This is a genomic window from Ruania alkalisoli, from assembly GCF_014960965.1.
In the GTDB taxonomy this organism is placed as follows: Bacteria; Actinomycetota; Actinomycetes; order Actinomycetales; family Beutenbergiaceae; genus Ruania; species Ruania alkalisoli.
This window is the reverse complement of record NZ_CP063169.1, coordinates 3,869,953-3,895,134: the sequence shown is the minus strand read 5'-3', so window position 1 is coordinate 3,895,134 and position 25,182 is coordinate 3,869,953. Positions and strand designations below refer to the sequence as shown.

Below are 25,182 nucleotides of genomic sequence, written 5' to 3'. Positions count from 1 at the left end.
TCCTCTTGATGGTGGTCGCAGCGGTCGGTGATCGGTCGGAGCGCGACGAGCTGGCCGCCGCTACCACCCGGTACCGGCGACTGATTGCGTGAGTTCTTCCCCGGTGGTGGTGACGAAGCAGAGCACGCTGCGGTCGTCTTCGGCCTGCCAGCTACGGGCCGAGGGCACCAGATAGGTGAACCACAACTCAGAATCCCGGTAGTCGATGCCGACGTAGTCGGCGAACTCCTCGGCGCAGGCGCCGTCGGCGAAGTCCTTGAGGGCAGCGTCGCCGGGGAAAGAGCTCCCAGCCGCCGAAGTCGTCGACTGACCCGTCGACTGGGGAAACTCGGCCAGGGCGTAGGCCTCCAGGTGGTGCGGTTCCTCGCACGGGACCACCGTGACCTCGGAGATCTCAACCGTGACGTCCTCCGGTGCCAGCACGCAGTCACCGGTGCTCAGGTCGAACACGGAGACCGTGTCCGTGCCGTCGAACACGCTGCACCCAGTGGCAAGCGCGAGGATGAGGAGCGCTGGTGGCAGACGCCAGAAGCGGCGGGCACGGGCTCCCGGCATGGCGCACCTCCTCCTCGGCGGCTCGGGCACCGCCGACGCTAGTCAGGTGCACACGTGGGAAGCATCGGTAGTCGCTACTGACATCGTGGTGAGCGTGAGCGGGCGAACATCTCTTCCGGCGAGGGAGGGGCGCCCATCGGCGAGGTGTCCCTGGATTGCTAGGGTCGTTCGCACTCATTGAGGGAGAGGGAATACGTGAGCGCAAGCGAAACGGCGGAACGATCGATGACGACGGAGCGGGACTGGCCACGTGCCCTGACCTTGGTGTGTGGGCTGCTGGTGGGTGGACTGCTGGTGGCCGGCTGCTCCCCGGGCGAGGATGGGGATCCGGACACCGGTGACGCGGCAGCCATCGGCGCCGATTCCGCGGAAGCGCTCCGCGATGCCGGGTCGTTCCGGTTCGAGTTCACCGCTGCGGAGAACACGACCGAAGGGTCGATTGTCTACGAGGACGGGCAGGTGGCGGCGATCCAGGTCACTCAGCGTGACGGTGAGGATCTCTGGCGCGACTGGTGGGTGAATGGCACCTACTGGACTGCGCGAGACGAGCGTGCGGCACCAAGCCCGGACACCGTCGAGAACGCGGAGTCCTTCGTGGCTGCCTTCGACTGGGCGCTGCTCCAGGAGGACATTGCTGCCGCGGCGACCTCGGTGCAGTCCGTGGGCACGGACGAGATCGACGGCGTGGAGGTGACAGGTGTCGAGATCACCGGGCCGGAGCGAACGGAGATCTGGTGGTTGGATGAAGCGGACCTCTTGCGCGGGTACGAGTTCTCTACTGCCGACGGCTCGGAGGGGGAGGGCCGGCTCTTCGACTTCGGTGCCGACGTTGGGATTGCGGTGCCGCTGACCAGCGACACGATCGGGACGGTCACGGCGGCGGCACTGCAATCCACGGGCACGTTCGGCTTCGCCCAGGAGACTGAGGAGGGGTCTCAGGAGGGCGCCGTCCGTTATGTCGAGGGCGAACTGGACGCGCTGGAGGTCACCACCACCGACACCGGCGGAACCATCACCCGCCGCGAGTGGTGGGTGGACGAGGAGTACTGGGTGGCCGAGGGTGGCGGGGAGCCGGAGCTCGTGCAGCCGGATGCGACTGCTCCGATGCCGGACACCTGGGACTGGGCGCATTGGCAGGAGCAGCTCGCGGCCGATGCGAGTGCTATTGAAGAGGCCGGGGTCGACGAGATCGATGGGGTGGCGGTCACGGGGTACCAGCTCGCTCTGGACGGGTGGAGCGAGACGTGGTGGGTCGGTCCCGCTGGCCTGCTGCGCGCCATCGACTACGACTACCCTGACGGGACCTCGGGCCGCGCCGTGCTCACCGACCACGGCGCGGACGTCGATATCACCGTCCCTGAGGCCTGAGGTCAGGCGCTCTCGTTCGGCACCGGTTCGGGGTTGTTCGGGGTCGCCGGGCTGCCGCTCTTGCGACGGCGTCGGCGGACGATCACAGCGATGATCGCCGCCGGGATGGCGAGCACCACCAGCCACGGCAGCAGCACCCCGAGCGCCACCACGAGCGTGCTGACGAACGAGACCAGCGCCTGCCACCCGGTCTGCAGACCGCCGAGGAAACCGTCGGCGGTGACCTCAGGCAGATCCTCTGCGGTCAGCTGCACGTGCAGGGTCGACATCGCCACCTGGTCGGCGAGGTGCTCGCGCTGAGAGAGCAAGGACTCCAGCTCGGCCTGCCGTTCACTCAGGGCCGCCTCGGCCTCGATCAGGTCGGCACTGGTCTCCGCTCCGGCCATGATCTCCTCGAGCCGCGCCGTGGATGTTTCCAATGCACTGATCCGGGCGTCGAGGTCGACGAGCGTACGGGTGACATCCTCACTGTCCTGGGAGACGTCGCGCACGTCGCCGAGGTCGGCGAGATCGGCGAGCATCCCTTCCAGCTCGTCGGCCGGGACGCGCAGCGTCATGCTGGCCGAGGGCAGGCTTCGGTACTCGTAAGTGTTCTCGCCCTGGTAGATCGACCGGCTCTGCACGTGCCCCCCGACGGCGGAGGTCAAGGTGGCCAGGTCCGTCGCCGCGGTCTCTGGATCGTCCACCACGACGGTTGCGTAGGCGGTGGTGATGACCTGGCGTTCGCCGATCTCGGTGTCGGTGTCGCGCCCGGGTGAATCGGCGACGGAGGCGCCGTCTCCTGCCATTTCCGGCTGCCCGGCCTCACTGCCGGCGCTGTCGTTGGTGCTGGTCCCCGCTGAGCAGGCCGCGAGTAAGGCGAGTGTGGCGGCTGCTATGACCCCATGGATGCGTCTCATGGTCGTGACGCTATGCCGGCTGCTCCGGCAGCGGAATGGCTGTGGCCGGATCGAGGCCGAACCGTGGCTGACTCGTTGCGGCATCGTAGCCGGGCAGGTGAAGCAGCAGTACCAGCCATGACAGGGGGCCTCGTTCGCTCCCACGTAGCTCGCACCATCCCGTCCGCACCATTTCGCCCGCCCCCACCTACTCGCCAATCCGCCCGAAGTTGCATTGACCCCTTGACGCTGCCCGCCTCGATGCCGACCAACTCAGCGTTCGGCGGTGGGTGAGTTGGTGGTGGTGGGTGAGTTGGTGGACGGTGGGGTGACGGACGGCAGGTCGGCAAGCAGCTTCCGGATCGGGCCGAGCGCCGTGGCCACACTGACCCGCCGCGCCACCAGGTCCCGCACGACGGCCCAGATCCGACTGCGCCGGAACATCAAGCGTGCCAGCTGGCGGGAGTTGTCCTGCGCGGCCTCCACCCGGGGGCGCTGGCGAGCCTCGAACGAGGTGAGCAGTGCTGGGAGAGGAGGGCCGCCGTCGTTGCTCTCGTGGTGGCGCAGCAGGCGGGCCAGCACCCAGGCCGACTCCATTGCCATGCCAGCCCCGATGCCCGCCGTGGGCAGGAAGCCGGCGGCGGCGTCGCCCAGCAGCACGGTGCGGCCAGTGGTCCAGCGGGCAGCGCGCACATCGGTGAGCGGCCAGAAGTAGGGGTCGGGATCGGCGAGGATGGCCTCCAGAGCCGCATTCATGCGCGGCCCGGGGGAGGGGACCTGGCGGCGCACCCGTGCCACGAATGCCTCCGGTCCGGCGGCGGTGTCGTCCCGGTTGCCCCCGAGGAAGACGCCGACGGCATCCTTGACGGGGTAGGTGGCGAGGAGGAAGTCGGTGCCCCACAGCTCCTCGCCGAGATCCATCTGATCATCGGCAGGAGCCCACACCACCCAGCCGCCCCAGCCCGTGTCCACGTCTGTGGTGGGTGTGTCGAGGAGGCGGCGAGTGGTCGAGCCGATTCCGTCGGCGATGATCACGACGGCGAAGCTTGCCTCGGTCTCCTGCTCGCCTTGGCGCAGGGTGACTGTGGCGGCGCTGTCGGCGTCTGGCTCGTCCCGTAGCGCGGAGACGGTCGTGCCCGTGGTGACCGGGGCGTGATCGGTGGTGAGGATGTCGAGCAGGTCACCGCGGCTGATGCCACGGTAGTCGCCGTACTGGCTGAGGATCTCGTCGATCGGGTCGGTGCGGAGGATTGTTCCTGTGCGTGAGCGCACGCGGTAGCGGCTGATGGGCACGCTGCGAGAGTGATAGGCCTCGGTGACGCCGAGGTCGCTGAATGCGGCATCGGTCATCGGCATCAGCGCGAGCATGTAGCCGGGGTGGCGGCCGGCGGATCGCTCGATCAAGACCGGGTGTTGGCCGGCGCCGCGCAAGAGCTGGGCGAGTGTGGTGCCGGCGATGCCGGCCCCGACGATGAGCGTGGGCCGGGAGTCCCGGGCGGCCGCCTCCAGCTGGTCGTGTAGCGGTGTCTCGATGAAGCTCACGCCGGCTCCCTCCGTGAATGCTGGACCAGGTGGTCCAGTGCGACTGTAGCACGGTTGTGGACCGGGTGGTCCACTGTTGATCGGGGTCGTACGGACCGTTGACGGGGGACGAGACCGCGTGGCTCGATGCTGACGCCCGGTGATGTCGTCGAACTCGATCTTGGTACGCCACTCGGGTCGGAGGCTGGGCTCGTTCGGCCTGCGATCGTCGTGACTGCTGCGCGGATCTTGCGCGGGGCTCCGAACGTCGTCCAGGTGGTGCCGCTGACGCGTACTGTCCGGCAGAGCAGCGTCGAGATCGTGATCGAGCCTGACGAGCACAACGGACTCCGCAGCCAGTGTTCTGCCCAGTGTCAACACGTACGGTCTGTGGCCACGCGTCGTGTGATCGGTCGCTGGGGAAACGTGGGCTCACCGGTCCTGCATCAGGTGCGCGGCACGCTGTCGCTGGTGCTGGATACCTGAGCGCTCGACCGACCGCGCGTGACTCCCACTACTCTCGCGGTATGCCGAACCCGCTGGACCGCCTCGACCCAGAACGCCGAGCCACACTCGTGCGGGCCGCGGCGGACGAGTTCGCGAGCGCCGGTCTCGAGGGTGCGTCGCTGAACCGGATCATCCGGGCGTGCGGGATGAGTAAGAGCAGCTTCTATCACCTGTTCGAGTCGAAGCAGGATCTCGTGGATCTCGTGATCGGCGACCTGACCGAGCAGGTGCGGGCCGGGTTGGACGTGCCCGCGCCGGACTCCTTCGCCGAGAACTTCTGGGAGGGCGTCGAAGGGTTCCTCGCGCGACTGGAGCGCGACCTGGTCGCTCATCCTGACGCCCTCCTGCTGGGGCGCCTCTTTTACGCCGCGCCGCCCCAGGGTGCGCAGGCCGGTGTGGTGGCTGAGATCTCGGGCTGGGTGGCCCGGGTGCTGCAGGTCGGGCGAGAGGCAGGGGCGGTGCGTGCCGACCTGCCGCCGGAGTTGCAGCTCCATTTGGTGATGGCAGTGCTGCGGGCGATGGACGAGTGGGCGGTGCGGGCGCTCGCCCACGGGTCGTCGGCCACCCCCAGGGTGTCCTTGGTAGTCGATGCGTGTCGGCGGCTGCTCGCTCTCTGATGGCTTCTCGTATCGCGCCCTGACGTTCGTTGCTCGTCTCTGGGTGCGCATCTTCCGTGTCTTGACACTGGCGGGGCATGTGGACGATGATCACCATACTTCTGCTGATGACAAAATTATTGAGCAACGGCGGCTCTCGTCACAGTGCGACACGACGCCTCGCGTTCTGGCCCGCCCGTGCTCGGCAACGCGTGTGGCTGCGCCGCACAGGAGGCTTCGTGACCCGCAAGAACATCGTCCTGATACTCCCGGATCAGCTCCGCCCAGACTTCCTGGGTTGCTATGGCGCCGACTGGCTTCAGACCCCCGCTATCGACGCGCTTGCCTCATCGAGTGTGCGCTACACCGCTGCCGTCTCGAGTGCACCGCTGTGTGTGCCGGCGCGGAACGCGTTGCTGACCGGAATGCACCCGTTGCGCACCGGAGTGCTGGCCAATGACCAGGGGCTCCGGCCCGACTATCGCCAGATGGGTATCGAGACGTGGGCTGACCGGCTCTCCTCCGCAGGGTACGTGACCGCCTCGATCGGGAAGATGCACTTCTACCCCTGGGATGCCGGCTACGGGTTCCACCACCGCGTGATCGCCGAAGACAAGCGTCATATCGCCATCCGCGACGACTACGACGCCTACCTACGGCGGCATGGCTTGGCGAAGACTCATGCCAACACGTGGCCCGAATACCACGAGAGCCGAGGGGCAACGCCGCCCCCGGTGCCGTGGGAGCACTCCGTCGACCATTTCGTCGGTACCGCCGCGCAGGAGTTCATCGCCTCCCGGACAGGATGCGACGAGCCGTTCGCCATGATGGTCGGGTTTCCCGGGCCGCACTGTCCCTACGACCCTGTCCCGGAGTTCCTCGATCGGGTCGACCGCGACCGGGTTCCGATCGCGCGGCCGGGAAGTGCCGACCATGCCCCCGAACGGGTGCAGGCGGCCCGCGACTCCTACCTGCGTGCGTGGGCCGACCTAGATCTTTCCGAGTTTCCCGATGAGGCGCGGGCCCAGGTCCGCGCCCACTACTCGGCCCTGGTCATGCAAGTCGATCACGAGGTCGGGCGCGTGCTCCAGGCGATCGATGAAGCGGGCCTGGCCGAAGACACCATCGTCATTCTCGCCTCCGATCACGGTGACTTCCTGGGTGATCGTGAGCTGCTGGGCAAGGCGATGTTCCACGAGGAATCCGTCCGGGTGCCGATGATGATCCGGATTCCTGGTCATGTGCCGGGCATCAACAACGCCATGGTTGACCTCTACGACCTTGCTCCCACGATGCTCGAGCTCGTGGGAGCCGGTGTACCGGAGCAGATGGATGCGCGTGCCGTCCCTGGGCTTTCAGGGCTCGAGGCGGAGTCACGAGAACGGGTGGTGGGCGCCGTCGCCGACGGGTGGATGCTGCGAGAGGGTGGCATGGTGCTTCACAAGTACGGCACCGGTGAAGTGCTGCTCTACGACCACGACGCGGATCCGGAGCAGATCCGTGATCTCAGCCGGGATCCCGCCCACCGGGCCGACCTGGACCGAATGGATGCGACCCTGACGCGTGAGGTGATGGCCCTCGTGGCCAGCGGGCACGAGGACAAGATCGGCTCATCGACCGAGCCTGAGTTCTACGCCAGAGGCTGGCAACGCCCGTACCCGTACCCGGTGAAGTCGTTCGTGCGCCCTGAGTCGGCACGTGCAGCTGCTCGCTCCGATGCCACCCGTGCGCGCGATGTCAGCACTTCCGGTGCCAGCACCCCTTCCGCAACATCTCTCAGCAGCGCTTGATTCGGCTATTGACAAAATTTAATGCGATGCTTAGCGTCGTTCCCACGACCGACGGACATTTCTCGCGGGCATCGATGCCCACGACCGGCCCGACATGACGACAATGGAGTGACGATGGCAGTCCCCCACACCATGCCCAAGCGGAGCGTTCAGGCAGTTGCGGCTGTCGCCGCCGCGGCGCTTGCCCTGACCGCCTGCAGCATCTTCGGCGATGGCGGCACCGATGCGAGCACGAACTCCGGATCCGGTGACGAGAGCGCCGCTCAGATTCTCCGGACGACCTGGCCCAACCCCGAGAGTCTCGACCCTCATGTGATCACGAACGGCATCTGGATCGACCAGCAGGGTCTCTTCGAGGGGCTGGTTGTTCAGAACGCGGACGGGTCGGACGTGGAGCCCGGGATGGCAGCCGAGTGGAACGTGTCCGAGGACGGCACGGTCTGGACTTTCCAGCTACGGGGGGATGCGGCGTGGTCAAACGGCGAACCGGTGACGGCTGCCGATTTCGTCTGGACCTATGAGCGGCTCCTGACTCCCGGTGGCTCGGCCGCCGGGACGACGACGGGCGCGAACTCGTATCAGACGGCCCTGGGCATTGTGAATGCGAGCGAGTTCTTGGCCGGAAGTGTCACCGACTTCAGCGAGGTCGGTATCGAGGCGACTGCAGAGCACGAGCTCGTCTTCACGCTTGAGGCCCCTAACCCTGGTTTCCTGCTTGGCCTGACGCACCCCTCGATGCTCCCGCTGCACCCTGCGACGCTCGAGGAGTTCCCGCAGGAGTGGACCGAGCCCGAGAACTGGGTCAGCAATGGGCCCTTCGTGCTCGACGAGTGGCAGCGCAATGTCGAGATGACCCTTGTCCCGAACGAGAACTACTGGGACGGCGAGAACGTGCACCTCGATGAGGTGGAGATCCAACTCTTTGCCTCTGGCGAGCCGGTGAGCCCGGTCGCCTATGACAACGACGAGGTGGACCTCATGCAGCTCGTCGGCGAGGACGTCTTCTCCTACGTGGACAACCCCGAGTTTACGGATCAGATCAGAGCGGTCGAGCAGCGGAACATCACTTACCTGGCACTGCTACGCAGTACCAATCCCGTGTTGGAGGATGTGCGCGTACGTGAGGCACTTTCCCTCGCTCTAGGCCGGGAGATCGTCGCTGGTCTGCAGCCGGGCGTGGCCGTCGCCAGGTCACTGGTGCCGGAGTACCTGGGTGCGGAGCATGGTCTCGGCCAGGACGAGGACATCGCACGGGCCCAGGAACTGCTTGCCGACGCGGGCTATCCCGATGGTGAGGGTTTCCCGGAGCTGATGTTGCTGACAGAAGCGCCTCGCCCCGAATTGGATGTCGCGGTGGATCAGTGGGGTGAGCATCTCGGGATCAGTGCGCGTGTGAACAACGTCGAGCGCGGCGTGTATGTGGAAGAGCGTTGGTCTGTGCAGGAGTCCCCGGGCTTCTACTCCGGTGGCTTCATCACGCGCGCCAACTGGAATGACGCCATCAATACGATCTTCAACCCCCGCACCATGGAGGAGTTCAGCCTCCCTGCCGAGGTGTGGGAGGAGTACCAGGAAGTCCAGGCAGACGAGGATCTGGACCCCGGTGAGCGGGAGTCGCAGTTGCGGGCGTTGCGGGACGAGCACGCCAGCGCGGGCGCGCAGGAGTTCACGGCGCTCGCGGCTGAGGGCAGTAGTCAGCCGGATCTGGAAGCCGCGACAGGGTACTTCGTCGACGCGGCCGAAGTTCGCGACGATCTGTATCTCTATCTCCCGGTGACGCTGATCGATGCGAACTACCTGGTACGGCCGGGGGTCGAAGGCCTGAATCTCCGTGGCACCCCGGACGTGTACTACTTCAAGGGTGTGTCCATCACCGGTGAATGACCTGTCCGATCTCGACGCTCGTGCCGGCGGAGCAGGAGCCCCGCCGGCACGAGGTGCTGACATCCGCATCCCCGAACTGCGAGACGCCGAGCTGGAGGCATCACGATGAATCTCGCCGTCTTCGTGGTCCGCAGAGTAGCCCGGCTAGTGCTCTCGCTGATCGCGGTCTCCATCATTGCCTTCAGTCTGCTGCAGTTGGCGCCGGGAAGTTTCGCCGACATCTCGAACCTGGCGGCAGAGGAGTCCTCGACCGTCACGGCCGAAATGCAGCAACGCTACGGCGAGGAAGTGCCCGTCTGGCAGCAGTATCTAGGCTTCATGAAAGGCGCCCTCACCTGGGACATGGGTCCCTCGTACAAGTACACGGGCCAGAACGTCGAGGACATCATCGCCACGTCCTTTCCGGTCTCGGCCACCCTGGCCGTGGTGGCGGTGATCATCGCCCTCTGTATCGCGATTCCCGTGGGCGTGTTCTCGGCCCTGCGGCAGAACACCCCCTGGGACTACGGGTCGATGTTCGCGGTGACCATCTGGCACAGCCTGCCTCCCTATCTCGTCGGCACCTTCCTCATGCTGCTGCTGTCCGGCACCTGGCACGTTCTCCCCTCGCGGGGGTGGAGCGGACCAGAGAACATGATCATGCCCGTGATTGCACTGGCGCTCGGTCCGGCCGCGGTCATGACCCGCTACGTTCGTTCCTCGGTCCTGGAGACATTGCGCGAGGAGTACGTGACTGCCGCCTTCGCCAAGGGCGGCGCCCGCCGGCTCGTGATCCGCCGGTACGTCCTGCGCAACTCCCTCATCCCACTCGTGACGGTCGCGGGACCGGTGCTTGCGAACCTCATGACCGGGACCGTGTTCATCGAGTGGATCTTCGGGATTCCCGGGCTCGGGCAGTACTTCACTGACGCAGCAGCCTCTCGTGACATGCCCCTGCTCATGGGGACCACGCTCTTCTTCGCCGTGATCCTCATGGTGACCAACCTGGTGGTGGATCTCTTGTACGGCTTCCTCGACCCCCGCATCCGCGCGACGGCAGGTGCACGATGACTCAGACGGACCGCACTGACACGGCAGAACGCCCCGACCCGCCCGAGAGTTCCGAGTCGGTGGCGACCGGGGGAGCAGCTCAGGCCCAGAGCCAGTTCCGTCGCGCCTGGACGCGCTTTCGCCGTAACAAGCTCGCTCTCGCTAGCTTCGTGGTGCTGGTAGCCCTGATCATCCTCGCGGTGATTGCGCCGCTGATCGCACCGTACGGATTCGAGGAACCCGACTACGAGCACACCCTCGCCGGCCCCGGGACCGCTGGGCACCTGCTCGGGACCGATCTCCTCGGCCGGGACCTGCTCTCGCGCCTGATCTACAGCCTGCGCACCTCTTTTCTCGTCGGCTTCGGAGCCGAGCTGGCGGCCTTGATCGTGGCGGTCGTGATCGGCCTGATCGCGGGGTATCGCGGTGGCCGGGCCGAACAGTTCCTGATGGCCATCACCGACGTGATGTTCGCCTTCCCTACCTACCTGTTCGCCGTTCTGATGGTGGCTGTGCTGGGCCGCAGCGTCGGAGCGGTGATCCTCGCGATCGCCATCGCCTCATGGGTGAACATGGCCCGGTTGACGCGTGCGCAGACCATGACGCTGATGCAGCGCGACTTCGTCGAAGCCGCCCGTGCCATGGGTGCGCCGGGCGTGACCATCGCTGTCCGCTACGTCCTGCCCAACGCCGTCGGACCATTGTTGGTGGCCGTCTCCTTCGGGATCCCGGCAGCCATCACCGCCGAGGCCGGCCTCGCCCTCCTCGGCCTCGGAGTCCAGCCGCCCACGCCCTCGCTCGGCGGCATGATCCAGGACGGCATCTCCTACGTCACCTCCTATCCGAACATGCTGGTGTGGCCGGCCGTGATGCTGGCCGTCGTGCTGCTCGCCTTCACCTGGCTCGGGGACGGGATCCGAGACGCCTTCGACACGACGGGAACGCGCCGATGACCGCCGATGTGCTGCTCGATGTTCAGGACCTGAAGGTGCAGTTCCGCACCGAACGCGGCATGGTCCCCGCCGTGGACGGACTCAGCTACAGCGTCGCGCGCGGAGAAGCGGTCGCCGTCGTCGGTGAGTCCGGCTCCGGCAAGAGCGTTGGTGCCCGAAGTCTGCTCGCGTTGCTCCCGAAGACCGCCTCGATCACCGACGGGCACGCGATCTTCGACGGTCAGGATCTCGTGGGCATGCCGGAACGAGCGATGCGCGCGATCCGCGGCCGCCGGATCGGCATGGTGTTCCAGAACGCGATGGAGGCGATGAGCCCCACCATCACCCTTGAGCGCCAACTGACTGAGCACCTTGTTTGGCACGGGGTGTGCACCAAGGCCGAGGCGCGCGAGCGTGCGATCCGGGCGCTGGGTGAGGTCGGCATCCCGGAGCCCGAGCGCCGCCTGCGGATGTACCCCTTTCAACTCTCCGGCGGGATGCGGCAGCGAGCCATGATCGCGATGGCGACGGCGATCGAGCCGGATCTGCTGATTGCAGACGAGCCGACCACCGCCGTGGACGTGACCGTCCAGCGCCAGATCCTGGAGCTGCTGAAGGCCCAGAAAGAGCGGGGGACCGGCATCATCATGATCACCCATGACCTCGGTGTCGCCAGGTTCTTCTGCGACACCGCCGTGGTGATGTACGCGGGCCAGGTGGTCGAGCGCGGCCCAATGGCCGAGTTCATCGACCGCCCCGCCCACCCGTACGCCCAGGGCCTGCTCGGATCCACGATCGATGTCGGGGACAGGCACCGGAAACTCTCGGTGATCCCTGGCAGTCCGGTCGATGTGGCTAACCGGCCCAGCGGATGCCCGTTCCGTACCCGGTGCGCGCTGGCCGACGCTGATCGGTGCACCCATGCCCAAAGCCTCGAGAGCGTCAGCCCGGGCCGAGTCGCCGCCTGCTGGAGGAGCCACGACCATGTCTGATCCCCTCGTCCGCCTCAACGGCGTGAGCAAGGTGTTCCGCGGCCGGGGAGGAGCGGTCACCGCTGTCGATGACGTGGACCTTGAGGTCCGTCGCGGCGAGACCGTCGGCCTGGTCGGCGAGTCCGGCAGCGGTAAGTCCACCGTCGCGCGTCTCGTCATGGGTTTGCAGCCGGTCTCGGCGGGCACGGTCGAGTTCGACGGGCGCCCCATGACCTCCATCAAGGGCCGTCAGGCCGCCTCGTTCCGCCGCCGTGCCCAGATGATCTTCCAGAACCCGTTCGGATCGCTGCTGCCCCACTTCACTGCTGCGGCCAACGTGGCCGAACCCCTGCGGCTGCACCGCGTCGCTCATGCTGCCGCCGGGCAGGCGCGGGCGCGGGAGCTGCTCGAACTTGTTGGTCTGCCGCCGCGCTCCGCCGAGCTCTACCCCCACCAGTTCTCTGGTGGGCAGCAGCAGCGCATCGCGATCGCGCGGGCGCTCGCTCTCGAGCCGGAACTGCTGGTCTGCGACGAGCCGACCTCCGCACTGGATGTCTCGGTGCAGGCGCAGATCCTCTCCCTGCTCGAACGACTCAAGGACGAACTGGGCCTGACGATGCTGTTCATCTCCCACCACCTCGGAGTCGTGGAGAAGCTGGCCGATACGGTCGCGGTCATGTCCCGAGGGCGCCTCGTCGAACAGGGCCCGGCCGAGGCGCTCTTCGAGCAGCCGCGCCATCCCTACACCCGCCAGCTCCTCGCCGCGGTACTCCCTGTCCGCGGTGAGCCAGTCCCGCTGCCTGAGGACCCCTGGCGCCCGGAAGACGATGACAGCGTCCGCATGACCGAGGTCGGACCTGGCCACCGGGCCCGGATCGGTGCCGCCGAACATCCGCAGGCCGTCCGATGACTACTCCGCTACGCCTGGGCCTCGCCGGCCTCGACTCCTCCCATGCGCCGGCGTTCGCGCGCCTGCTGAACGCCGCCGCTGAGGACTCTCCGCACCGGGAGCCGGGTGGCGTCCAGAGTGCGCAGCCGCCCCATCCTGCGCTCGCCGGTGCCCGCGTCGTCGCTGCCTGGCCGGGGACTCCGTCGGCGGACTTCGCCATGAGTCGCGACCGATTCGACGACGTCTCTTCCCAGGTCCTCGACGACCTCACGATCCCACGAGCTGGCAGTATGGAAGATCTGCTTGCCCACGTCGACGCCGTTCTGATCACCGCCGTCGACCCGCGCCAGCACGTCGAACTGCTCGCCGCCGCCGTGGCCACGGGCCGGCCGACCTACGTCGACACCCGACTGGCGCTCTCGGCCCCGGAAGTCGAGCCAGTCCTTGCCGAGGCAGACGCCGCAGGGGTGCCGGTCCTGTGCGCTTCACCCAAGCGCTACGCCAGGCCGTTCACCGAGGTCAGGGGACCGGGCGCCGTCGTGGGGGCCGATCTGTGGGGGCCGATGCCTGCACAGCCCCCGTTGCCGCTACCGGCCTGGTATGGCGTGCACTTGGCGGACCTGGCACATGCGGTCCTGGGGCCGGGCTGCGTCTCGGTGACGGCACGTAGTGGCCCGGGCGCGACCGTGTTGGTCTGTCAATGGGAGGACGGCCGCATCGCCACCGTCCGCGGCAGCCCGACTTGGACGCCGCGCACCGGTGGCACGCTGCACTACAGGGAGTCCGCCACGCCGTTCCAGATCACCGCCGGCGGGTCCGACTTCTACGTCCCACTTCTCACCGAGATCCTCACCATGTGCCGCACGGGCCGCGCGCCGATCGCCACATCCGAGATGCTCGGGGTGGTGCGACTGCTCGCGGCTGCCGCGGAGAGTCTGCAGACCGGTGCGGAGGTGCGGGTGTGAACGCCACGATCGTGGTGGCCGTCCGGGAATCGGACCGGGTTCGCTTCCTCCCTGACGACCTGCTCGCCGAGCTAGGCTCCCACGGGAGAGTGCGCGTCCTGGACGATCCGCGATCCTACGGTCAGGCGCTCGCTGACGCGGACGTCCTCGTGACCGGCTGGACCAGCGCACCGCTGACCGCCGAGATTCTCGACGGCGCACCTCGCCTGGGCCTGGTGGCCCACACCGGAGCTTCGGTCAAGTTCCTGGTGACGGCGCGGTCGTGGCAGCGAGGCGTGCGCGTCACCCAGGGCGGTGCGGCCATGGCCGAGTCGGTCGCCGAGACCGCGCTGACACTGACGATGGTCGGGCTGCAACGGCTCCACCGCACCCACGCAGCGCTCGCCCGTGGGGCGGCTTTGCAGGAGGCGCGTCAGGTGCCGGAGCGCAGAGAGATTGCCGGTGCGCGCATCGGAGTGATCGGCGCCTCCCGGACCGGGCGCGCCTACATCACGCGGGTGCAGGCGCTGGGGGCGCAGGTGAGCGTGCACGACCCCTACTTGTCGGAGCCGGCGGCCCACGAGCTCGGGGTGCGGCGCGCGGAATTGGACCGGCTGCTGCAGGAGAGTCTCGTGGTCTCGGTACACGCACCTGCCACGGCCGAGACCGAGCACATGCTGGGCGCTGTTGAGCTCGCGCAGTTGCAGGAGGGTGCTGTGCTGATCAACACGGCCAGGTCACGGGTGGTCGAACCCGGGGCGCTACTGGAAGTGGCCCGAAGCGGCAGGATCGAGGTGGCCCTCGATGTCTACGACAACGAACCGGATTCGGTCGATGCCGCGCTGCGAATGCTCCCAAACGTCGTCCTCAGCCCGCACGTGGCAGGCAATACCCGGGAGTCCCGTCGCCGTGGCGGTCAGATTCTGGTGGACGAGATCGGCCGGTTCGTGCGCGGTGAGGACCTCCTTCACGAGGTGACCGAGGAGATGCTCGTGATCAGTGGGTGAGGTGCTTAGACTGCGGCGGCTTCCTCAGTCGCGGGGCTGGGTCGCGTTGACGTCGACATAGAACATCGCCCCGAGCACCCCGCATGCCGCGCCGCGTGCAGCGGCGGTGTCGTCGGAGGTCGACACTGTCCACGGGGCGACGGTCTCCGGCTGGTCGAACTCGGCATCGAAGGCCTCTTCGGCATGGTCGGCAAAGGTTCCCAGCATGGATCCAGGCGCCGCCACCACCACCCGCTCGATGTCGAGCGCCTTGGCAATATTGGCCAGGGCGCGGCCGAGGATGATCCCTCCGGTGGCGAGAGTGTCCGACACGGCGCCGTCGTCACTACTTGCCCAGTCCTGCGGAGGAAGCTCGCGGCCGTCGGCGCGCAGTTGCTGCTCGATTCCCCACTGGCTGGCGACAGTCTCGATGCAGCCACGCCTGCCACAGTGGCACGCTGCTCCGGAGTCGTGCGCTAGATCGATCCTGGTGTGGGCGATCGGGCCGGAGCGGCCCTGCCGCTGCCGGTGGATCTGGCCGCCGAGCACGATCGAGACCCCGATGCTCGGGGCGACGTTGACGATCAGGATCCGTTGGGCGGCATCGCCGCCGAACAGGGTGATGGCCGATGCGAGTGAGTCGACGTAGCGCTCAACCTTGACCGGGAGGCCGGTGCGTTCGGCCACCAGCGGGGCGAGCGGGACGTCGTCCCAGCCGAGGAGTCCGGAGTGTACGACCGATCCCTGCTCGGCATCGACCGTGCCGGAGACGGCAATCCCCACCCCGACCAACTCCTGGGAGGAGACGTCCTTGCGAAGCCTTCCGATCAGGGTCGTGACGTCGTCCACAGCGGTGTGGGCGTCAGTCCCGCGGCGTGTCATTCGCCGCCGCAGCACGACCTCGCCGGTGAGGTCGATGGCCACCGCGACCAGATGTTCGCGGCTGATGTCGATTCCGATCACTCGCACGTGCGAGCGGTCCAGCTCCAGCAACTGGGCGGGGCGGCCCCGGGTGGAGCGGACCGAGTCCGCCTCCCGGATCCGGGCATGCTCGATCAACTGGGCGGTGATCTGCGTGACGGTGGCGGGACTCAGGCCGGTGATCTGGGCGATCCGGGCACGAGCCGTCGGCCCGTTGACCCGGAGCACGTCCAGTACCCGGGCCTCATTGATCTGGCGAATCAAACCCTTGTTCGCCGGTTGAGTCCAACTGACACCGAGAGTCGAGCGTGTCACGTCGCGTCCCTCCTCTTTATTTGGTCACTAGACTATATGGGGTCAAGTGCCGGTGCGGAATGCGCCCCCCAGCGTGGCTGGCGACCCTCCCGTGTGGTGGGTAGCGGCGGAGCTCGTAGGTGTTCCTCTCTGCGCCTTCGATCCGGTCATGTGCTCGTTGGGTGGGGTTAGCCGTTCGCAGCGCTGCCTGTCCGCGTTCTGGCTCAGTCGGAAGCGTGGCAAGGGGGATTCGATTGTGCGTAGCAGTGCTCTGCGGGCGACCTCCTGTCGAGGAATGGCGTCTAGACAGGTGTCGGATCTCCCACTAGTTTGGATGGTGACCGAAGAAAACTCGCTCAAGGAGGAGCATATGGGACGCCGAAACTCGCAACAGAAGGTCGATCCGCGAGTCCAGCGCGAGCGCGCGCTGAGCCGCCGAGCGTTGCTGCAAGTCGGAGGTGGCGTAGCGACACTTGGTGCTACAGGGGTGGTCGGCACCAGTGCCTCAGCCCTGGGTCGAGACGAGTCCAGCAGTCCGGGGGCGCGAAACGAGGCGCCGGAGGTGCGCGATCTCGGCGTTGGTGTACAGGGTTTGGTGCTGTTCAGTGGTATGGCCCATGACGGAATGTTCTACGTCGGCACTAGGAATCGCAGTCCTCTTCAGGTGCTTGGATATGACACCAGTGAGGGGCGCGTCACTGACGCCGTCGACGTGGGCTCCACCGGGATGGTGAAGTCGATGGTGGAGAGGGACGGCGTCATGTTCACTGGGAATGCGGTGCCGAACTTGCTATCCGCCGGTGAGGCCAGCATCTTTCGCTGGGATATGACGGATCCAGGTGCGAAACCGGAGCCACTGGCACGGCCGGGTCTGAATCGAAACATCGTCCTCGCTGTTGCGCCGGACGGGATGCTCTACGCCACTGGACGACCTGCCCGCCTGTACGAGATCGACCCGACGACCGGAGCGACTGAAAGTCTTGGGCTGATCGGTTCGAACGGCACCATGGCGCGAGCTGTTGCTGCGACTGAGACGCTGGTGTTCGTGGCGAGTGAGGACGGGCTCTTCCAGGTCAACCGGACGACTCGTGAGGTGTCGCTGGTGCCGTTGCCTCCAGAGATCGACCCGGGGACAGTCGGGTGGTTGGGGGTCCTTGGTGGAGAGTTGTATCTGCGTGGACTCGGAGGGATGGCGGTCCTCTCGCTGGACGACTTCTCCACCGTTGCGCTCGGCCCCTCCGTGGTCAACACGCGCAGTCAGTTCATGGCGGTCGAAGACGATGTGTACGTTGCGGGTCACGACCTCTACCGCTATTCCAGAGTATCGAATTCTGTAGAGAAGGTTGCTGAACTGTCGCCTCACAATTTCGCATGGGGTTTGGGTCATGCTGCCGGTGTCATCTATGCGGGTATGGATGACGGTACGGTCGTCTCCTACGACGTGGCGAATGGACACGCGGAGCGTCGCAGTCTTCTCGATGTAGGTGCTCAATCGGACCCTGTTCTCGGCATGTCTATCGCAGCGGGAAACGGCCGGGTCTACGTGGGTGGCACCCAGGTGGTCGCCGCACATGAAGCCGAGGTTGGCAATGTGTCCAACCTCGCGATTCCGGGTGAGGTGAAGTCGATGCTCGTGCTGGAGGATACGCTCTTTGCGCCGTCGTATTCCGCTCGCGGCATGTGGACCCACGTTCCCGGTGAGTCGCCGATACAGGAGTTCGGGTTCCCATCAACTCCTGGGCGTCCGTACCGGTACAACCGGCCGTGGGATGTGGCGTGGGACGGCGTTCACGAACGTGTCCTCGTCACACTAGAAGCTGACAACGGCGGTGGTGCCCTGATCGTCTACGCTCCGGACTCTGGTGAGTGGGAGGAGCGTCTCGATCCGTTTGGTGACGAGGAGTCGCTGCGTTCCCTTGCGGTTGGTTCAGATGGAATGGCCTACGTGGCGAGTGTTCATGGAGTGCGGCAGGCAGGTGGATCAGAGCCCAATCAGCCGGGACACCTGGCTGCGTGGAATCCGCTGAGCCCGGAACCGGACTGGGTCGTGCAGCCCGATCTTTCCGGAGGGCTGATTCAGTCGATGGTGGCGGGTGATGGCGTGCTGTATGGCCTCGCGTACGAGCCGGTCAGCGGCGTACGCTCATTCTTCGCTTTTGATACGAGCGCTCGCGAAGTGTTGCATCAGCAGGATGCGCCTCACGGTCAAGGCAGTGCCGGCCCGCAGAAATTGCTCCTCGCCAATGGCACGATGTATCACGTCACCCAGGAGGCCATGTATCGCGTAAGTCTGGCGAACTATGAGTGGACGCCACTGGTCGAGAATCTCGGGGACTCATGGTACGGGCGCCCCGACCTTGCTGTAGACGAGGATGGAATTCTATACACCCTGCGTGACCGGCGACTGATTTCCGTTCGCGACGTGGCATCGGCGACCGACGAAGTGCAAAGCCTTGTTGACTACTATCTCGATAGTGGTCGAGTTCATCAGTCTGTTGCGATGCGTCTACGGGCCGACCTTAGTGTGATGGAACGCAGGAGTGGTCGGCCAGCGGAGCGGGCATGGGAACGGCTGTCTGCACTGATAGATGAGGTCGGTTCACCTGAGGTTAGATCCGCGCTGCGGCTCGCCGCCAATGCCCTGCCTGCTGCCCAGGTGCGTTGATGCCTCCGTAGCCCGAATGTCGCAGTGGTTGTGGGCTGGTCGTGCAACTTTCGCCCGAAGGTCGCGATCCCGGGACGGACAGATGCGTGGCAGCCCTCAAGAGGCATTCCGTCATGGCGTTCCCGGCGGCTGGGCGGTCTTCACGAGCTGGTCGTCTATCCAGCTCGCGAAGACCGCTCGGTCGCACTTAGGCGCCGGTGGTCTGACCAGCAATCCCCTCCAGAACCGGCCCGATTCGCTCCGCCATCAGCCGGTACCCCTCTGGGCCGGGGTGCAGCCCGTCGGGCATGAGGTGAGCATCGCCGGCGCCGATGATGCTCAGTCCGTCGACGACATGGAGATCAGAATCCCCACGCTCGACGACGTTCGCGGCCGCCTCGCCGACGATCTCCCGAACCTGGGCAAGCGTGAGACCCGCCCCTCCCGGCTGCTGCTCCCGGTCCGGTGAGGCGATCGGCGTGATCACGGCGATCGGGGTGTGCGGGTGTCCCTCCCGGATGTGTTCGATGGCGCCGGCCACCTGAGGGCCCAGGGTGCGGGCATTGAACGTGCCGCCGCCCTGGATGTTGATCCCCAGGCAGAGGGAGATGAGGTCAGCCGGGCGGTCGCGGATCGTGCGGATGGCGACCGGGTCGAGGTGGCACTGGCCGCCGAATCCGAGCGAGGTCAGGTCCCAGTTGCGTGCGCGGGCGACGAGCGCCGGCCAGGTGCCGGTGGGGGAGTCGGCGCTGCGGCAGTGGGTGATCGAACTGCCGTAGGTCACCCAGCGCAGCGCCGGTTGCCACCCTGTCGCCTGGACCGGGGCGTCGGTGCGGATGGGGCCCAGGGTCAGCTCACCCCACTGCGGCCACCAGATCTCGACCTCCTTCGACCCAGCGGGAAGGTCCGCGCGCACGTGCCCGGAGGTGTCAGGCAGCACGCTCGCTATCACGCTGCCGCCGGCCACGATGTCCACCGGCCGGGGGTCGTCCTGATCCTCGCTCGAGTCGATGGTCAGGTCCAGCACAGTCGCATCGGTCACGAGCCGGGTACACGCCCCAGACGCCATCCGCGCACGCGAAGCCAGTTCCGGTGACATCGAGTCGAGCCCGGCATCGGCCGGAAGTCGCCACGGCTGCCAGCGATCGGTGCCTGAGTGCTCCAGGTTCACCAGGCCGGTCCAGTGCAGGCGGTCGTCGTCCAGTGCGTACTCGTACATCGGCTCCCTCTCGTCTGTGAGTTCCTCGTCCAGCCAGGTCTGATCCAACCAGACCGGCCTGGGCTGCCGCCGACGCGTCCACGCCTGACCGGAGCGACACGGTTGCGTCAGTCTGTCGCACAATGCTGCCGCGACTTGGCGTAGCCGGGTCGAGGCGGTCAGCGGGGCCGGTCGGGGAGGGTCAGCGAACTACCGACGGGGCCCTCTCCTTCTGATAATGCGTATGATCACATATCGTTCCATCAGACCGCCGTCTGAGGAGCCCCGCCGTGCCCCGCCCGCCCCGCATCACCCAGCACGAGATCGCTGCACGTGCCGGCGTGAGTCAATCGACCGTGTCGCTCGTGCTCAACGGCACGCCCACCGCCCGCATCGGCGAAGAGACCCGCCGCCGGGTGCAGCAGGTGCTGGAGGAGACGGAGTACACGGCCGACCCTGCCGCCCGCCGGCTCGTGGGCGCCGATAACAAGATCCTCGGCGTGTTCACCTATGAACCCGCCTTCCCCACCGAGCACGTCGACTTCTACACCCCGCTGCTGCGCGGGATCGAGAGTGAGGCCGAGCAGGTCGGTGCCGACCTGCTGATGTTCACCTCCGGCCCGGTCCGCGAAGGAGTGCGAACCCTGTTCACGGGCAAGAGCCGCCTGCGCCTATCCGATGGCGTGCTCCTGCTCGGGCGTTCGATGCCCGACGGCGACCTGGAGCGTCTGGTCCGGGACGGTCACCCGGCCGTGGCCGTGGGCCGACGGGATGTCCCGGGGATCCCTTACGTCGGTATCGACTATGTCAACGCCACCCGAGCCCTGGTCGAGCAGGCGCTCGCCCTCGGCCACCGCGACCTGCTCCTGCTGCGCGACCCCAAGCCAGGTGAGGCGGGCGAAGACCGGGCGAAGGGCTTCGCGCAGGCGACGGACGCCGTCGGGGTGCAGGCCCGGGTGCGTACCACCCAGGGTGAGGATCCTGCGGCGGATTGGGCCGCCGTCGGGAGTGCCACCGTCGTGGTGGTGGAGGACCCGGTGCGGGCCGTGGCTTTGCGGGAGCGGGCAGCCAGCCAGGGCATCAGCCTCATTGCGCTCGGTGACACCCCTGGTGCCGACGGCATCACCCGGCTCGTGCCACCACGAACCGAACTCGGCCGGCAGTGCGTGCGCGTACTCACCGACCTCATCGATGACTCCCTGAACCAGACCCGTTCGCTCATCGCCTGCGCCACGGTGAGTGGAACCACCCTGACGGCGCCCGAGGAGAGACTCAGTGACTGACATGCAGACAGATGTCCTGGTGGTTGGCGGTGGGATGGGCGGTGTGGCTGCCGCCCTGGCTGCTGCGCGAGCCGGCCGCCGCGTGGTGCTGACCGAGGAGTACCCCTGGCTCGGCGGCCAGCTGACCAGCCAGGCCGTACCCGCCGACGAGCACACGTGGGTGGAGGAGTTCGGGGTCACCGCCTCCTACCGCCGGCTGCGTGAGGGGATCCGCGACTACTACCGCGACCACTACCCCCTCACCGAGGGCGCCAAGGCGAAGAAGGACCTCAACCCCGGCGCCGGCATGGTCAGCCGCATCTGCGCCGAGCCGCGTGTGGCCGCTGCCGTGATCGAGAGCATGCTTGCCCCGTTCCGATCCTCCGGGGTCATCCGGGTGCTCGAGCGCACCCGTCCGGTGAGCGCCGACGTCGAGGGAGACGTGGTCCGGGCGGTCACCGTGGCCGACGTGCGCACCGGCGAGGAGACGACGGTTCAGGCCGACTATGTGCTCGATGCCACCGAGCTCGGCGACCTGCTGCCGCTGACCGGCACCGAGTACGTGACCGGCTTCGAGGCCCGGTCGGAGCACGGCGAGCCGAGTGCGCCGGCGCAGGCTCAGCCGCACAACCAGCAGGCGATCAGCTGGTGCTTCGTGATCGAGCACGTCGAGGGCGACCACACCATCGAGCGCCCGGAGGATTACGACCACTGGCGCTCCTATGAGCCGGAGTATTGGGGTGCGCCGATGCTCTCGCTGACTGCGCCGGACCCGCGGACGTTGGCCACCGTGACCAGGACGTTCACCCCGGACATCAACGACGACCCGCTGAACCAGACCGCCGACCAGCGCCAGGCGGCCGGGGACAAGGAGCTGTGGACCTTCCGGCGCATCATTGCCCGGGACCTGTTCGAGCCCGGGGCGTACGAGAGCGACCAGGTGCTCGTGAACTGGCCGATGATCGACTACCTGGACTCGCCCGTGGTGGACGTGCCGGACGTGGAGCACCACCTCGCCCAGGCCAAGCGCTTCGCGCTGAGCATGTTCTACTGGCTGCAGACCGAGGCCCCGCGCCCCGACGGCGGCACAGGTTGGCCGGGGCTGCGCCTAGTGCCGCAGGCCACCGGTACCGACGACGGCTTCGCCCAGGCGCCCTACATCCGCGAGTCGCGCCGCATCAAGGCGCTGCGGACCGTGATCGAGCAGGACGTCTCCGTGGACGTGCGCGGCCACGCCCGACCGGCCACCTTCCCCGACTCGGTGGGTGTGGGGATGTACCGCATCGACCTGCACCCCTCCACCGGCGGCGACAACTACATCGACGTCGCCTGCGCACCGTTCGAGATCCCGCTCGGCACGCTCGTACCGCAGCGGATGAGCAACCTGCTGGCCGCCGGGAAGAACGTCGGCACCACCCACATCACCAACGGCGCGTTCCGGCTGCACCCGGTGGAGTGGAACATCGGCGAATCAGCCGGTGCGCTCGCGGCCTGGTGCCTGGAGCAGGGAACCGCACCGCACAAGGTGGCCGAGGGCGAGGGGCTCGCGGAGTTCCAGGCCGCCCTCGAAGCCGACGGGGTGGAACTGCACTGGCCCGACGGGGTCGAAGGGTACTGACACCGGGCCCACCCCGCGCGCGACCGCTGACTTCCTCGGCGTCCACGGCCCAGACGCCGAGGAAGTCAGCGGTCGGCGGGGGAGTTCAACGAGGAGAAGTATGCGCATCGGAGTGAACTACGTTCCGTCCCAGCACTGGTACTACTGCTGGCTGGACTGGGACGCCACCAGCATCGCCCGCGACCTGGACGCGGTGGCTGCGCTCGAGGTCGACCACATCCGGATCCAGTGCATCTGGCCCTGGTTCCAACCGAACCCGGCGTGGGTCTCGCCGGTCATGCTCGACCGGCTGGAGCAGTTGCTCGACCTCGCCGGCGAACGGGACCTGCAGGTCTGCGTCACCGTGCTGAACGGGTGGCTCTCCGGGTTCGACTTCCGACCCGCCTGGCTGCTGGACACGGCAACCGAGACCCAGCGCAACATCTTCACCGACCCCTGGGTGATCGCCGCGCAGCAGCACCTGCTGGCCGCCGTGTGCGAGCGGACCGCCGATCACCCGGCCCTGTGGGGCTACGACGTCGGGAACGAGCCGAACGTACTCACCGCATGGAACCCGGCCGACGAGGCCACACTCGACGCCTGGTGCACCGCCATGGTCGCGACGATCTCCGAGCATGCCCCGCGTGCTCACGTGGTGATCGGTGTGGACCAGCGGCCCTGGATCAATGATGAGCCCTCGCCCAGCCCGGAGCTGCTCGCGAGCACGGGCTCGATGGCCGCGGTGCATGCCTGGCCCTGGTTCAGCGGTGCGCTCACGCGGTTCGGTGAGCAGGGGAGCCTGCGCGTGGCCGATTTCCTTGTCCAGGTAGCGCTGGCGTCCCAGCCCGACGGCGTCCGACCCGTCTGGGTGCAGGAGCTCGGCGTGGCGCCGGAGTGGGTGTCGGACCCCACCGGCTACGCCGGTGACCTGCTGGCGGCGACGGTAGCGACGCCGTCGGTGGAGGGCATCACCTGGTGGTGCTCGCACGACGTGGACCGCCGGTTCTCGGCGTTCGCGAACCTCGAGTACGAGCTGGGGTTGCTGACCGTCGGCAACGAGCTGAAGCCGATCGGGAAGGTCTTTGCCGAGCTGGCCGAGCAGGTGCGATCCGGGGGTACGACGGCGCCCGAGCCGCGACGTGCCGCGCTGGTGCTGCCTCCGGACCGGATTCCAGACCTGGACGTGATGGCCGTGTGGTTGCAGCAGCCGGAGCCGATGGCCCTGGTCCGGGCCGAGCGGCGGCACGACGCTGCGTACCTGGCCGGTCGGGGGATCGAGCAGTTGGTGGCGTTGCCGGCGGGCTGACCTCAGGTGTCAACGTGGGAGTGGCCGGTGTGGAGAAGCGGGAGTGAGCGTCTCCGGCGGAGCGCCGGTTATCCCGGTGTGACTTCGGAGCGCACCCGCTCTGGATGCTCCGGGTCGTAGACGAGGGATGCTCGCTTGATGACTTGCAGGCCGTCCGAGACGTCAACGGCGGCTACGCCAGGTAGTCGCCCGACTTCCTCGGTGAGGAAGGTGTAGAGCGCGTCATCGTCGGATGTGGCGATCTCGCCGCTCAGGTTCGTCAGCCCGGTCGTGGCCGCGATGTTCAGCACGTTCGGATGGGCGGCCAACGTCCGGCCGACCGCCTCCAGCCGGGCCGGCGTCACACGCAACCACAGGGAGGCGACCACAGGTTGCCCGATCACCGCGGGCTGCACCACGGCTCGCAGCCGCAGCAGGCCGGCGGACATGAGCGCCTCCACCCGCCGGCGAGCGGTGGCCGGCTGGATCTGCAGGTGCTCGGCGAGGTCTCGCCAGCTGCGCCGCCCGTCGGCGCTGAGCAGGTCGACCAGCGCCTGATCGAGCGCGTCGATGGGTCGTGCGTCGCACGGGCGATCCTCGGACCAGTGATCGAGCCGCTCCGCACGCAAGGTGGCCAGGGTCGCCTCCGGTACCAGTCCTCCGGACCAGCCGTGCGGTGTGGAGAAGCGGCGGATGATCTTCGATGTCGAGCTGCCGGTCACGCCGCGGACTTGGGTGAGGCGACTGTTGAGGAGCTCCATCAGGTGCTTGGTGGACCGCACATGCAACTGTGCCGTGCAGTCCAGATCGCCACCGACGACTGACACATAGCCCGATTCCGGCCATTGCGCGACAGCCTGTGCGACATCCGCACTCGCACCGGGGATGCACCGCAACCTGAGGAAGACGGCGAACCCGTAACCGGCACGCTGCTGGTCGATCACGCTGACCACCCGGATCAGTTTCCGCTCGAACAACGAGTTGAGCCGGCGTGACACGGTCGGCGCACTGGTTCCAGCCGCGGCGGCCAGGGCGCTCATCCGGCATCGCGGGTGAGCCAACAGGGCTGCGACCACCTTCTGGTCCAGCAGCTCCAGGGTGTCTGTTTCTACCATGATGGCTAGGAACAAT

At 67.3% G+C, this 25,182-nt stretch carries 21 protein-coding genes; 15 read left to right on the top strand and 6 right to left on the bottom strand.

The window, feature by feature from the left end:
• Positions 1 to 60: 60 nt before the first annotated feature.
• Complete coding sequence (locus IM660_RS17390; protein ID WP_193497031.1) at positions 61 to 555, bottom strand: septum formation family protein; 495 nt, start codon at positions 553 to 555, stop codon at positions 61 to 63.
• 195 nt (positions 556 to 750) lie between these two features.
• Between IM660_RS17390 and IM660_RS17385 the strand changes: the two genes are divergently transcribed.
• Positions 751 to 1,923: a hypothetical protein gene (locus IM660_RS17385; protein ID WP_193497030.1), complete on the top strand. Its 1,173-nt coding sequence runs from the start codon at positions 751 to 753 to the stop codon at positions 1,921 to 1,923.
• A 2-nt stretch (positions 1,924 to 1,925) separates the two neighbouring features.
• Here IM660_RS17385 and IM660_RS17380 read toward each other — a convergent pair whose 3' ends face one another.
• Complete coding sequence (locus IM660_RS17380; protein ID WP_193497029.1) at positions 1,926 to 2,822, bottom strand: DUF4349 domain-containing protein; 897 nt, start codon at positions 2,820 to 2,822, stop codon at positions 1,926 to 1,928.
• Between the two features lie 252 nt (positions 2,823 to 3,074).
• Positions 3,075 to 4,343 carry an FAD-dependent oxidoreductase gene (locus IM660_RS17375; protein ID WP_246465016.1) on the bottom strand — a complete coding sequence of 423 codons (1,269 nt, stop codon included), beginning with the start codon at positions 4,341 to 4,343 and terminating at the stop codon, positions 3,075 to 3,077.
• Positions 4,344 to 4,469: 126 nt separating this feature from the next.
• Between IM660_RS17375 and IM660_RS17370 the strand changes: the two genes are divergently transcribed.
• The 10 genes from IM660_RS17370 (at position 4,470) to IM660_RS17325 (ending at position 14,871) form a co-directional block, all read left to right on the top strand.
• Positions 4,470 to 4,808, top strand: a complete 339-nt coding sequence (locus tag IM660_RS17370; protein WP_193497028.1) for a type II toxin-antitoxin system PemK/MazF family toxin — start codon at positions 4,470 to 4,472, stop codon at positions 4,806 to 4,808.
• A gap of 41 nt (positions 4,809 to 4,849) precedes the next feature.
• The gene (locus tag IM660_RS17365; protein ID WP_193497027.1) at positions 4,850 to 5,446 is read left to right on the top strand and encodes a TetR/AcrR family transcriptional regulator; all 597 of its coding nucleotides are present in this window, start codon (positions 4,850 to 4,852) and stop codon (positions 5,444 to 5,446) included.
• A gap of 86 nt (positions 5,447 to 5,532) precedes the next feature.
• Positions 5,533 to 7,215 (top strand): sulfatase family protein, encoded by a 1,683-nt coding sequence (locus IM660_RS17360; protein ID WP_193497026.1) that lies wholly within the window; start codon positions 5,533 to 5,535, stop codon positions 7,213 to 7,215.
• A 114-nt stretch (positions 7,216 to 7,329) separates the two neighbouring features.
• The gene (locus IM660_RS17355) at positions 7,330 to 9,099 is read left to right on the top strand and encodes a peptide ABC transporter substrate-binding protein (protein ID WP_193497025.1); all 1,770 of its coding nucleotides are present in this window, start codon (positions 7,330 to 7,332) and stop codon (positions 9,097 to 9,099) included.
• A 105-nt stretch (positions 9,100 to 9,204) separates the two neighbouring features.
• Entirely contained in the window at positions 9,205 to 10,149 is a 945-nt protein-coding gene (locus tag IM660_RS17350; protein WP_193497024.1) for an ABC transporter permease, read from the top strand.
• Positions 10,146 to 11,081 carry an ABC transporter permease gene (locus IM660_RS17345; protein WP_193497023.1) on the top strand — a complete coding sequence of 312 codons (936 nt, stop codon included), beginning with the start codon at positions 10,146 to 10,148 and terminating at the stop codon, positions 11,079 to 11,081. The genes IM660_RS17350 and IM660_RS17345 overlap by 4 nt, the downstream gene beginning before the upstream one ends.
• Positions 11,078 to 12,052 carry an ABC transporter ATP-binding protein gene (locus IM660_RS17340; protein WP_193497022.1) on the top strand — a complete coding sequence of 325 codons (975 nt, stop codon included), beginning with the start codon at positions 11,078 to 11,080 and terminating at the stop codon, positions 12,050 to 12,052. Before IM660_RS17345 ends, IM660_RS17340 begins: the two co-directional genes overlap by 4 nt.
• Positions 12,045 to 12,941: an ATP-binding cassette domain-containing protein gene (locus tag IM660_RS17335; RefSeq protein WP_193497021.1), complete on the top strand. Its 897-nt coding sequence runs from the start codon at positions 12,045 to 12,047 to the stop codon at positions 12,939 to 12,941. The genes IM660_RS17340 and IM660_RS17335 overlap by 8 nt, the downstream gene beginning before the upstream one ends.
• Entirely contained in the window at positions 12,938 to 13,885 is a 948-nt protein-coding gene (locus IM660_RS17330; RefSeq protein ID WP_193497020.1) for a Gfo/Idh/MocA family protein, read from the top strand. The genes IM660_RS17335 and IM660_RS17330 overlap by 4 nt, the downstream gene beginning before the upstream one ends.
• Entirely contained in the window at positions 13,882 to 14,871 is a 990-nt protein-coding gene (locus IM660_RS17325) for a hydroxyacid dehydrogenase (protein ID WP_193497019.1), read from the top strand. Before IM660_RS17330 ends, IM660_RS17325 begins: the two co-directional genes overlap by 4 nt.
• A gap of 24 nt (positions 14,872 to 14,895) precedes the next feature.
• On the opposite strand, the gene IM660_RS17320 is transcribed toward IM660_RS17325, so the two are convergent.
• On the bottom strand, positions 14,896 to 16,086 hold the full coding sequence (locus IM660_RS17320) for an ROK family protein (protein ID WP_193497018.1): 1,191 nt from the start codon (positions 16,084 to 16,086) through the stop codon (positions 14,896 to 14,898).
• Between the two features lie 313 nt (positions 16,087 to 16,399).
• Between IM660_RS17320 and IM660_RS17315 the strand changes: the two genes are divergently transcribed.
• The gene (locus tag IM660_RS17315) at positions 16,400 to 18,730 is read left to right on the top strand and encodes an NHL repeat-containing protein (protein ID WP_193497017.1); all 2,331 of its coding nucleotides are present in this window, start codon (positions 16,400 to 16,402) and stop codon (positions 18,728 to 18,730) included.
• A gap of 187 nt (positions 18,731 to 18,917) precedes the next feature.
• Here IM660_RS17315 and IM660_RS17310 read toward each other — a convergent pair whose 3' ends face one another.
• The gene (locus tag IM660_RS17310) at positions 18,918 to 19,928 is read right to left on the bottom strand and encodes a GDSL-type esterase/lipase family protein (RefSeq protein ID WP_193497016.1); all 1,011 of its coding nucleotides are present in this window, start codon (positions 19,926 to 19,928) and stop codon (positions 18,918 to 18,920) included.
• A gap of 269 nt (positions 19,929 to 20,197) precedes the next feature.
• On the opposite strand from IM660_RS17310, the gene IM660_RS17305 reads away from it, so the two are divergent.
• The 3 genes from IM660_RS17305 to IM660_RS17295 all read left to right on the top strand — a co-directional run bounded on the left by IM660_RS17305 (position 20,198) and on the right by IM660_RS17295 (position 24,072).
• The gene (locus tag IM660_RS17305) at positions 20,198 to 21,190 is read left to right on the top strand and encodes a LacI family DNA-binding transcriptional regulator (protein ID WP_193497015.1); all 993 of its coding nucleotides are present in this window, start codon (positions 20,198 to 20,200) and stop codon (positions 21,188 to 21,190) included.
• A gap of 1 nt (position 21,191) precedes the next feature.
• A complete protein-coding gene (locus IM660_RS17300) occupies positions 21,192 to 22,787 on the top strand; it encodes an FAD-dependent oxidoreductase (RefSeq protein ID WP_193499497.1) in 1,596 nt (531 codons plus the stop codon).
• Between the two features lie 100 nt (positions 22,788 to 22,887).
• Entirely contained in the window at positions 22,888 to 24,072 is a 1,185-nt protein-coding gene (locus tag IM660_RS17295) for a glycoside hydrolase 5 family protein (protein WP_193497014.1), read from the top strand.
• 68 nt (positions 24,073 to 24,140) lie between these two features.
• Here IM660_RS17295 and IM660_RS17290 read toward each other — a convergent pair whose 3' ends face one another.
• Positions 24,141 to 25,166, bottom strand: a complete 1,026-nt coding sequence (locus tag IM660_RS17290; protein WP_193497013.1) for an Lrp/AsnC family transcriptional regulator — start codon at positions 25,164 to 25,166, stop codon at positions 24,141 to 24,143.
• Positions 25,167 to 25,182: the final 16 nt, after the last annotated feature.

Excerpts from the sequence above, each read along its gene's own strand:
- IM660_RS17380 (WP_193497029.1), bottom strand. The coding sequence starts at position 2,822 with ATGAGACGCATCCATGGGGTCATAGCAGCCGCCACACTCGCCTTACTC.
- IM660_RS17315 (WP_193497017.1), top strand. The coding sequence starts at position 16,400 with ATGGTGACCGAAGAAAACTCGCTCAAGGAGGAGCATATGGGACGCCGA.
- IM660_RS17310 (WP_193497016.1), bottom strand. The coding sequence starts at position 19,928 with ATGTACGAGTACGCACTGGACGACGACCGCCTGCACTGGACCGGCCTG.
- IM660_RS17290 (WP_193497013.1), bottom strand. The coding sequence starts at position 25,166 with ATGGTAGAAACAGACACCCTGGAGCTGCTGGACCAGAAGGTGGTCGCA.
- IM660_RS17365 (WP_193497027.1), top strand. The coding sequence starts at position 4,850 with ATGCCGAACCCGCTGGACCGCCTCGACCCAGAACGCCGAGCCACACTC.
- IM660_RS17300 (WP_193499497.1), top strand. The coding sequence starts at position 21,192 with ATGCAGACAGATGTCCTGGTGGTTGGCGGTGGGATGGGCGGTGTGGCT.
- IM660_RS17345 (WP_193497023.1), top strand. The coding sequence starts at position 10,146 with ATGACTCAGACGGACCGCACTGACACGGCAGAACGCCCCGACCCGCCC.
- IM660_RS17390 (WP_193497031.1), bottom strand. The coding sequence starts at position 555 with ATGCCGGGAGCCCGTGCCCGCCGCTTCTGGCGTCTGCCACCAGCGCTC.
- IM660_RS17355 (WP_193497025.1), top strand. The coding sequence starts at position 7,330 with ATGGCAGTCCCCCACACCATGCCCAAGCGGAGCGTTCAGGCAGTTGCG.
- IM660_RS17360 (WP_193497026.1), top strand. The coding sequence starts at position 5,533 with ATGATCACCATACTTCTGCTGATGACAAAATTATTGAGCAACGGCGGC.
- IM660_RS17370 (WP_193497028.1), top strand. The coding sequence starts at position 4,470 with ATGCTGACGCCCGGTGATGTCGTCGAACTCGATCTTGGTACGCCACTC.
- IM660_RS17330 (WP_193497020.1), top strand. The coding sequence starts at position 12,938 with ATGACTACTCCGCTACGCCTGGGCCTCGCCGGCCTCGACTCCTCCCAT.
- IM660_RS17295 (WP_193497014.1), top strand. The coding sequence starts at position 22,888 with ATGCGCATCGGAGTGAACTACGTTCCGTCCCAGCACTGGTACTACTGC.
- IM660_RS17350 (WP_193497024.1), top strand. The coding sequence starts at position 9,205 with ATGAATCTCGCCGTCTTCGTGGTCCGCAGAGTAGCCCGGCTAGTGCTC.
- IM660_RS17340 (WP_193497022.1), top strand. The coding sequence starts at position 11,078 with ATGACCGCCGATGTGCTGCTCGATGTTCAGGACCTGAAGGTGCAGTTC.
- IM660_RS17335 (WP_193497021.1), top strand. The coding sequence starts at position 12,045 with ATGTCTGATCCCCTCGTCCGCCTCAACGGCGTGAGCAAGGTGTTCCGC.